Below are 10,051 nucleotides of genomic sequence, written 5' to 3'. Positions count from 1 at the left end.
GTTATCAGGCTTGTGTCTGGACAGAAGAAATTCCAAATGATCCGGGGTTGTTTACAAGTATCATTCCGGCGATGGTGATACCCCTCAAAACATCGAGAGATAAAAGGCGACTGCTAATTTTTACTTCCATTGTATCTTTTTTAATAGGTATAAGAACGATAATGTATTCCCTCTCTATCCATAATGCGGTTGTGTAAACTCATTCGTTGCAAAAAATCCTGCCAGTTTCGTTTATTACTCCATATTAATTCGCTATAGGCTTGTAAAGCAGGGTATACATGTTCTTCTAGTTTTGTCTCATTTGGAATTTCTTCTGTCCAGACACAAGCCTGATAACCGATTACTTTAGAGTCTGTCATGTTGTGATAATCCTTTGTTATATCAAATTCATATAGTTCTTTCCATAGTTTAAATGAAGGTCTTGCACTTAGATAAAAATGGCTCCATGTCATAAAAATCATCGGATTTCCTTTCTTTACAATCATGTTCGCATTTTCATTCATCCAATCGCGCCAGAAAGTCACATGTACCTCCTTTTCGATATCATCGACAGCTGCATCGTCCCATACGATAGTCTTTTTCCCTTTTTCCTTTAGCGACTTTTGAATTTCATTTACAAAGAAAGTCTGCAAATCGGCTGATGATTTCATTTTGTGCTTTTTCATTTGTTTTTTACAATTAGCATTCAATTCCCAAGTATCTCTTTCTACTTCATCAGCTCCAATATGTACAAAAGGTGAAGGAAATAGTTCTGCTATTTCAGAATATATGTCTTTTGCAAAATCTATAACTTTAGGATCACACGGACATATAGGATACGAAAACTCTTTACCCCAGCCGGTATTTCCAGTGCAAGATAGCCATGGATATGCTCTTATCGCAGCAGACATGTGCCCCGGCATATCTATTTCAGGTATAATTTCTATGCCATACTTTTGTGCATGTGCGATGATTTCCCGCATATCAGCTTTAGTGTAAAATCCGCCATACTTAGAGTCATTTCGAATGAAACGTTTATCTATTTGCATATCCGGATTATATTCCGATTGGCGTATACAGATCGAGTCATATTTATCAAAAGATCTCCATGCGCCGATTTCTGTTAATAGTGGATATTTATCTATTTCGATTCGCCATCCCTGATCATCGTTTAAGTGCAAATGCAGCTTGTTTATTTTATAAAATGATAAGCGTTCTATCGTTTTTAATAAATACTCTTTTGTAAAGAAATGTCGAGCCACATCCAAATGAAACCCTCGCCACTCATATCGAGGATAATCTTCTATTTCTGTAACAGGTAATTGTTTGATTTGACCTGCAGATGTGAGAGAAATAGATTCTATCATCTGATGCAAAGTTTGTATCGCCCAAAGGCTTCCGGCGGAACCGGATGCATGGATATCAATATGTACTGTGTCTATCTTAATATGATATGCTTCATCAGGTAATTGTTTATCTACAAAGAAACGTATTAGGCTATTTTCATTCGAGCCATAAGAGACCTCTATGTTCAAAGATTCCAATAATGCTTTTTCAATTATGCTTTTGGCATTCTCATCTATATCTTTGCTTATCGTTATTACCGATGGCAAACGTAGAAATAGATTAGAGTATATCTCTTTTTGAGGTTTTGGTATCAATCGAGGGGTTTCACAATTTAATTTCTGAGAAAACCCACCCTGTGTCTCTATAATAAAACACAGACACAAGAGGAATATTCTAAACTTCATCTTATTTGTATTTGTATAATGTGGTTACACTTTCTCGTCCACAATAAAAAGCTTTCGCCCTTATTTCTTTTGCATTACAAGTTATAGATTCAGTCCAAAGAGTAGAATTAACCGTAGGTTCCGATCCATCTATTGTATATCTGATTTCAGCATTAGGAATAGATGTGTTTACATGTAATTTGCCATCGATCATCTCTATGCCGGGATGAGCAATACGGAATTTAATATTCAAAAGATTAAGACGAGGTAACTCGTACTCACTTATCTTTCTATTATACAGGCGCAATGCATCAGTATATTTATCGCTTAACGGCTCTTTCTCCCATTCAGGATGAGTATTCCAAGCTCTCTCTATAAGACCAAACATCTTGGGGAGCAAATAGTATTCAACCATGTCAAAATTGCGTATGGTTTCTGCCCATAATTGTCCTTGCATGCCTTTTATTTCGTTAAAAGCATTCGGTGATAAAGCTATTTTTTTCTTAGATACTTTTGTTATATCTACGCGATTACCACTCATATCTGATCGTACAGACTTATATATATCATATGGTACAACATTAAACGAATTATACTCATTTACAAAACCTCCCCAATAAGCTCCAGGTTCATTTTCATGTTTGTTATATGATAAGTCAAAATACAAATTGGTGACATTGCATAGAATAATAGGATAGCCGGCATTAGCCAATCTATAAGGAATCTCATCTCCATTCCACTCCGGAACTGTATTCCAGCAATAACTTAAAACATTATCTCCGGCAAACTTCTTATTTACCGTTTCATCAGGTAATAAACCAACTTCCTGCCATGCACCGAGCTGTATATTCTTTTCTTTAAAGAAAGGAATGATCTGTTCAATAAAATAGTCCTTCAACTCTCTCGTTTTCTTGAAGCCTTTATCCTTCATAAATGTCATTGCAATATCCGACCCTTCCCAAGCTCCATGGGGAACTTCATCCCCTCCCAGATGTAAAACAGACAATTCCATTCCGGCATCTTTGTACATCAAATTTACTTCGGTTACAACCTTTTTCACAAAGCTATATACTGAGGGTAAAGCTACATTGATAACATTATCAGTATAACTTTGCGCCGAGATATAACGTGATGTATCCGCAAAATCAGTAAGTAAATATTCTTCTGCCTTCTTTTTATCTGATTTTATATATTTATAATACCGAACATTCATAGCCTTAATCGCTGCTCGTGCATGTCCGGGTAGATCTATTTCGGGGATAACTCTAATATGATGCTTCTGTGCATATTTAAGTATTTCTATAAAGTCGCTTCTAGTAAAATAACCATTTCCTATCGAATTTTCATCATTAGCATCCCAGCCACTTCCATAGGCCGGATATAGACATTCCTTCTCGTCTACAGTATGACCTCGGCGAGCTCCAACTGTTGTCAGTTCCTCTAAACCGGGAATTTCTATGCGCCAACCTTCATCGTCTGTCAAATGCAAATGTAAAACGCTCATTTTATACATTGATAAAATATCTATAAGCTTCAATATATTCTCTTTAGAAGAAAAATTACGAGCAACGTCTAACATTTGACCTCGATATTCGAGATCGGGATAATCAGATATACTTACATTCGGTAAGCTATATGGTAAATCTTTACTATGTATAAATGCTAAAAGCGTTTGAACCCCGTTAAAAATTGCATGAGGAGTATTTCCGGTAATTTCAATGGAACCATTATTCAGTTCCATTTGATAGTATTCTTTATTTTTGCCTACATACGATTCTTTTCTCAGATTTATAGTTACAGCAGCCTTATCTACAATATTACAGCCATATAGTTTTTCAAGCTTTTCTTTCAATAGATTTGCTTCATTCGCAAACGTTGGATCATATTTCAGGCTAACATCTTTTGTGAAGGAAAATTCTCCGCCATTCTCCTTCACATGTTTCAGCGATGGGAAGATATCCGTTTTCTTTAAAAGTACTTGCTCTGAAAAAATTAGATTACTTTCATAAATCATTTTTCCATCAGGATATGGCAACTCACTCTCTCCTACTCTTGACCATTGATAATCATGAAGAAAAGGTTTGGAATTGATAGCAACACTATACGGTACAGACTCTTTTCTTTTTTCATCGAGCATAACAATGTATGCGCCTTCCGGTGCTCCTGCATTTTTCAGAATACTTCCTGCACAACGAAATGTTATCTTTAAAGTATCACCCGAAGCTAAAGGACGATATGAAGATGATGGTGCAATCTTGTAATAAGTAGAACTGATTTGCTGCACAATGACAGGTGATGTCGGGTCTGGCTTTACAGCTGCCGGCATTTGATTATAGTAGACAATCCAATTTTCCTTTAAGGAATCATTGCTATGATTAATAAGATAAAATGTATTTTCATAATATCCGGGCTCTATTCCATTTCTACCCATTTCCCACATTAATGAGACAGGGGATTTGTTTAGATTCTTCTGATTTATACATGCCGACATTATAAACATAGAAGTAATCAGATAAATGATGTATTTCATGTCTTAAAAACTTTCTTTATTTTTGAATATAGACACACGGTCCCAGTTCATTTTTCGCAGTGTTTATATTTTTATTATAGTCTGTCATCGGAAAAATTTCTCCCGATACAACATTTGCAATATATAGATCATATCCTCCAAGGCTTCCGGTACGTGTGCTACAGATAATAACCCAATCATTATTTACCGGATAAGCATCAGAATAATCTCCGTCTGTATTATTAAAAGGGAGGCGTTTACTTTTCAATCCGCTCCAAAATCCACGATATACTTGATCTACACGATTTGTTTCGGAATATCCCACAGAATAATAGAATGATGTTTCATCCGCATTTATAGGATAATAATCCTGAACTTTAGCTGCATCATAAAGTGTTTTTATAGATTTACTTTTAATATCGATCACAGCAATAGAAGATGTTGCTCCATCGCCTTTCGAACAAATAAGCTTTGTCCCATCGGCATTATAGTAAGGCATCGAATAATCTACAGGACTAAGTTTTGTCACTTTCCCTGTTTCCAAATTGAGTTCGGCAACCCTAAAGTCTTGTTTAAAAGCTATGCGTTTCCCATCAGGGGAAAATTTAGGATCTTCATCTCTTGTTCCGTCATATGGTGTAAGATTTACAGGCTGTGTTGTTCCCGAAAGATCGTATAAAAAGATATCCCATGTATTTGTATCTTCTCCTATTCCCATAAAAGTGATCTGTTTACCATCGGGAGAAAAATGCGCATTCATAGCGTTGCGTATTTTCCAGTTTTCACTTATACATTTCAATTCATTTGTACCAAAATCATAAATGTACATTTTAGAATCTTCAGTGTCATAGGTTGTATAATTGTGATATACTAGTTTGCCTTTTAAGGTTGGAGCCTCGGTTATAACAGGAGGCGTCTCTGTTTTGTTATTATCATCGTTATCATTGCAGCTAAATAGAGAGAGTCCTAAACTGCATATTATCAAAGATTTTAACCAATATGTATTCATTGTATTATATTTTTATTTTAGTGGCTCTGATGACAGATTTTCATTTGCATCATGATCAGAGCCACTGTTATTATTATCAAGGAAGTCTTTTAAAATCAACTTTAGATTTGTTCAAACCATCAGAAACATCTAGTGTAATACGGTAATAACCCGGAGTAAAACCTTCTCCTCCGACCAAATCTGCCATGCTTCCGCCTGCTGCACTCACCCCGGATGAATCTCCGGTAAATAAGTCGTTTGAAAAAACAGCAAATTGGGCATCCCATGTACGATTACTAAATATTTGGATATCAAAACCTCCCCAGTCATGCTGGTCTGACAGATAAACAGTTGCCTGATACTTATTTGGTTCTACAAGACGCATGTAAGCTAACTGTTTCACATCATTGAGATCCCATCCAATTGAATTAAATGCACTATTCCAAGTAGGAGATGAAGAAAATCCATGCCCAATGATCCAATAAGTAGCCGGAGCCACATCTGTCATCTTGTTAATCCATATATAATTATATTCCAAAGAATAGTACACATCCCATTTGCCGGATTCACCTATAAATTTGTATGTCTTTGTTTCAGCATTATATTCGAAAAAGTCTCTATTGTAAGCTTGTTCTATATTATCAATGCCTGATATCGAAAAATTTTGTCCTTTGGTAAAGTCTACACTTGCATACAAGTAATTTCCGGAGGCCATCATCTGTACATTATTTACCTTGATGACCAGTCTCAAGCCCTCTATATCAAAATTGAAAGAAAATGCATCGAATATAATTTTCTTAACAAGCCAGTTACTATATGAAAATTTAATGTCGCTGCCAAATCTATCTCCAATAGATGCTACATTATCATCAATACCTGCATTCCATACATAGTTAGCTTGTGCAAGATCCTCGGATGTTGCTATTTTAGTACTGAAAGTACTTGGATATCCCCCTTCTTCTGATTCATAGATGTATGGAGTATTTTCTTTTGCATGCAACTCTATTACAGATTTATCACTTAATATAAGATAAAGGGTCTCTGGTAGCTCGGGACGGATAGCTTTAAGTGTTTTTTGCTCTTTAGTTTCTCCTCCATCCACATTTATCAAGGCGAAGTTGACTTTCAGTTCATCTCCTGTAGCAATATTGGATGTAAATGGTACAAACAAAGAAATATTATCTAGCGATACAGAATTACCTTTGGTTCGTATAGACTTACTACTGATGACAACATCGTTGGCCACCAATTCGACCTCGAGAGTGGAAAGAGGACGAACTGCATCGCTCACTTTCGCATCAAAATAAATAGAATCTCCTAACTTAATATTTTCGTTACCCTTTATTGCCAGCGACTCGATAACTGGTACTACGATTGTAGAGTTGTCATCATTGTCACTACATGATACGAAAATGGCAGATATAAAAATCAATAAAAATAATATTTTAAATGTCTTCATAATATTCATTTTTTAATAACCCGGATTTTGTGTTAGGTTGGGATTTGAATCTTTCTCTGTCTGAGGCACAGGCCATAGTTTATGAAATTCTTCTAGGTTTGGGAAAAGTAATTTTCCATTTTTGTCTTTATGTTGACGCATAACTTCCACCATTCTGTCATTGCGTAACAGATCATACCAGCGTTGTCCTTCCAAAGCAAGCTCAAATTGACGTTCTTGTTCAACGGCTAAACGAGCATCTCCTTGAGATAAAGTTGTTGATAATTTCTTTAATCCGGCCCGATCGCGAATCGTATTTACAATATTCATAGCTTCGCTAATCTTATTTAATTCAACTAATGCTTCAGCTTTAAGGAGAAGTATGTCTGCTAATCGCATTAATATAATCTCTGAATCTTTTTGGCGGATTTTATTTGCAATAGGATAATTGCTTGACGGGAAGTAGTTATCATATGGTACTTCTTTATAAACAATTGTTGATGCAAAGCGTTTGTCGTCAGGGTTGAATTTAGAGATCAGATCATGTGTCGGTGTACAGTAGCGGCGCCATGTAATAGAACCATCTTCTTCACTGTACAACACCCAATATGCCCAATTGGGAGATGTAGCATCATAATATACTTCAAAGATGCTTTCTGTTGTATATTTATTTGCCGGATTCCATAAATCATCATAGTTTGTCACTAACTTATAACCATCAGCAATCACTTTATCACATAGTTCTACAACTTTAGAATAGTTACGTCCAGACTTTTCTCCACGAGTAGCATATACTTTTGCCAACAAACCATTTGCTGCTCCTTTGGTTGCTTTAAATGCACCTTGCGACAGACTACCCAGGTCAGGGATAGCTTCTTCCAAATCTTTTATTATCTGTGCATAGATATCGTCTGAAGGAGTACGCGCAGGATATAGTTTAGGGTATAGTTCTTCTAAATTCTCGGCCGTAATAGCAGGTATCAATTCTATCATCAGAGGGGCATCGCCCCATATTCTTACAATATCGAAATATGCATAAGCCCTTATAAACTTAGCTTCGGCAATAATTCGTTTGCGGATAGCATCATCAATATTTGTTTTCATCAAACGTGTATTTTCTATTACGCTTGTTGCTGCTCCTCCCATTTCATAATATTGGGCCCACATTAGTTTTGTTTTCGAGTTCATAGATGTTACCCTGATACCGTCCACTTCTTCACCCGGAACTCCATCACCTCCGGCATAGCAATTGTCTGACTGGATATCCCCATAACTGAAATTCTCAAATTGAAAAATATCTTGTTTAAATTTATTATAAGCACCATTCAGTTCAGCTTCAGCATCGGTTACTGATGCATATTTAGATTCCAGATTCGAAGAATTCTGTGGATCTCCTGTGAAATCAGATAAAGGTTCATTGTCTAGAAAATCGCCACAGGAATAGGTGATAAATAGACATGATATAAAGGCTAATAATTTTATATATGTTTTCATTGCTTCATATTTTTAGAATTCTACATTAAGACCAAATATTATGGATTTGTTCTGAGGATATGTTCCATAATCGACACCTAATTCGACTGCACTTGCATCATAAGCATTTACTTCAGGGTCGTATCCGCTATATTTTGTCCAAGTCCATAGATTTTGAGCTGTTATATATGGTTGAAGTTTTCTGATTCCTGCTTTTTTCAGAAAGTTGAACTTCGGGCTAAAATCATAAGATAGTGTTATATTTTTTAATCGCAGATATGAGCCATCTTCAACAAAGCGGGAAGAGTTATAAATATTCTCTATATTTCCCGGACGAGGTATTTCGGTTACCATACCGGGGCGTTTCCATCTCTTTAAGACATCGGTAGATTGATTACGAAAGTCCATCATACCTGTCATATCAATCTTTGATGCGTTGAAAATATCATTTCCGTATGATCCTTGAAAGAATACAGATAAGTTAAAGTTTGCATACGAGAAAGTGTTTGTCAGACCAAAAACAAATAAGGGTTGTGCATCCCCGATTTTAGTTCGGTCTTCAGGATCTATTATTCCGTTCTCATTTCTATCTTCATAGATGATATTACCGGTTTCCGGATCTACTCCTTTTGATACATATCCGTAAAATGTTCCCAATGAGTTTCCTTCCTTTAATATAATAGCAGGTTGTTCGGTAGTATAAGTAGTGGCATAATAGTACACTTTGTTTAAACCAAGTTTGGTTACTTCATTCTTGTTGAATGAAATATTAAAATCAGTATTCCATTTAAAGCTCTTAGCATCTATGCTTCGCGCAGATACAGCTATTTCAAGACCTTTATTTTTCATTTCAGCATCATTGCGAGCAATTCCTCCGGGTATATTGGCATAACTGGGTAGATAAACAGTTAACAACATGTCTTTTGTATATTTATAGTATGCATCAAAAGTGAAGATGAGTCTCGAATTAAACATGCTGAGATCAATACCTACGTTTGTTTGGGTCGTTTTTTCCCATGTCAATTCTCTGTTGCCAGGAGTTTTCAAATAAAGAGACAAACCAGGTAATGAATTATCAGTAGTAGGAGGTATTCTTCCTGCTGCATATTGCGCTCGCCATGAATAATTGCCAATACCTTCCTGATTACCATTAAGCCCCCACCCTGCTCTGAGCTTCAAGTCTGAAATGACATTTGCTGTACCGGTCATAAAGGACTCACTAGAAATACGCCATCCGGCAGAAAATGAAGGGAAAACACCCCATCTTTTTCCCGGAGCAAACTTAGACGAACCATCTGCTCGCATATTGGCACTGATCAGATATTTACTTTCGTAATCGTATGCTACACGTCCCAGAAACGAGGCAAGAGTCCACTCGGATGCGTAGCTCCATGTTTCATCTTTATCGATAATGTTAGCCGCAGAGAAAGAGCGAATATTAGGATAAGAACTAAGTAAGTCGTATCCTGAAAGCTTTCCTCCTTCTGATTTAGCTTTTTGTATCGTAGCACCCCCAAGTATCGATAAGTTGTGTTTGTCTTTAAACTTGTTTTGGTATGTTACAAGGTTTTCCCATAGCCATTCAAAATCCTTAGAACTTTCTTCCTCTACACGACCTTTAGTAGATCGTCCGTCAGAGTTGGATGTAGGGTCTAGAAAATATAAGCCTCTAGAGTTAGTTTCGTCTATTCCAAAACTTGTTTTGTAATGTAAGTTTTTTGCAAGAGTAAAATCGAGGTTGAGAGACCCAATCAGACGGCTTCTGTCGTAAGTCTGATCTGCAGCATTAGCAGCAAATGGACTTAATATACGTGCTCCATATGCAAATTCATCATATTGTCCGGGATTATCAGAATCCCACTTTTGAATATAAGGAGGAGTATATTAAGTCCATTTGCTGCTAATGCTGCAGATCAGACTTACGACAGAAGCCG

The 10,051-nt window shown here is 36.4% G+C and carries 6 protein-coding genes and 1 pseudogene; all 7 read right to left on the bottom strand.

What is annotated here, in order from left to right; genetic code table 11:
- Positions 1-4: 4 nt before the first annotated feature.
- Positions 5-130 (bottom strand): hypothetical protein, encoded by a 126-nt coding sequence (locus tag LDB17_RS02980; RefSeq protein WP_393924880.1) that lies wholly within the window; start codon positions 128-130, stop codon positions 5-7.
- A 10-nt stretch (positions 131-140) separates the two neighbouring features.
- A complete protein-coding gene (locus LDB17_RS02975; RefSeq protein WP_252637354.1) occupies positions 141-1,730 on the bottom strand; it encodes a beta-N-acetylhexosaminidase in 1,590 nt (529 codons plus the stop codon).
- 1 nt (position 1,731) lies between these two features.
- The gene (locus LDB17_RS02970; RefSeq protein ID WP_252637353.1) at positions 1,732-4,239 is read right to left on the bottom strand and encodes a family 20 glycosylhydrolase; all 2,508 of its coding nucleotides are present in this window, start codon (positions 4,237-4,239) and stop codon (positions 1,732-1,734) included.
- A 16-nt stretch (positions 4,240-4,255) separates the two neighbouring features.
- A complete protein-coding gene (locus tag LDB17_RS02965) occupies positions 4,256-5,227 on the bottom strand; it encodes a hypothetical protein (protein WP_252637352.1) in 972 nt (323 codons plus the stop codon).
- 76 nt (positions 5,228-5,303) lie between these two features.
- On the bottom strand, positions 5,304-6,665 hold the full coding sequence (locus LDB17_RS02960; RefSeq protein WP_252637350.1) for a DUF5016 domain-containing protein: 1,362 nt from the start codon (positions 6,663-6,665) through the stop codon (positions 5,304-5,306).
- Between the two features lie 12 nt (positions 6,666-6,677).
- The gene (locus LDB17_RS02955) at positions 6,678-8,138 is read right to left on the bottom strand and encodes a RagB/SusD family nutrient uptake outer membrane protein (RefSeq protein WP_252637348.1); all 1,461 of its coding nucleotides are present in this window, start codon (positions 8,136-8,138) and stop codon (positions 6,678-6,680) included.
- A 12-nt stretch (positions 8,139-8,150) separates the two neighbouring features.
- A pseudogene (locus LDB17_RS02950) lies at positions 8,151-9,998 on the bottom strand (SusC/RagA family TonB-linked outer membrane protein); the annotation flags it as partial.
- Between the last annotated feature and the right edge of the window lie 53 nt (positions 9,999-10,051).

This window comes from Dysgonomonas sp. Shenzhen-Wh21, from assembly GCF_043392705.1.
Lineage (GTDB): Bacteria > Bacteroidota > Bacteroidia > Bacteroidales > Dysgonomonadaceae > Dysgonomonas.
The sequence above is the reverse complement of the archived record's forward strand: the minus strand, read 5'-3'. Positions and strand labels throughout refer to the sequence as shown.

What these genes read in the sequence shown, in the direction of transcription:
- LDB17_RS02960 (WP_252637350.1), bottom strand. Translation starts at nt 6,665, where the DNA reads ATGAAGACATTTAAAATATTATTTTTATTGATTTTTATATCTGCCATT.
- LDB17_RS02955 (WP_252637348.1), bottom strand. Translation starts at nt 8,138, where the DNA reads ATGAAAACATATATAAAATTATTAGCCTTTATATCATGTCTATTTATC.
- LDB17_RS02965 (WP_252637352.1), bottom strand. Translation starts at nt 5,227, where the DNA reads ATGAATACATATTGGTTAAAATCTTTGATAATATGCAGTTTAGGACTC.
- LDB17_RS02975 (WP_252637354.1), bottom strand. Translation starts at nt 1,730, where the DNA reads ATGAAGTTTAGAATATTCCTCTTGTGTCTGTGTTTTATTATAGAGACA.
- LDB17_RS02970 (WP_252637353.1), bottom strand. Translation starts at nt 4,239, where the DNA reads ATGAAATACATCATTTATCTGATTACTTCTATGTTTATAATGTCGGCA.
- LDB17_RS02980 (WP_393924880.1), bottom strand. Translation starts at nt 130, where the DNA reads ATGGAAGTAAAAATTAGCAGTCGCCTTTTATCTCTCGATGTTTTGAGG.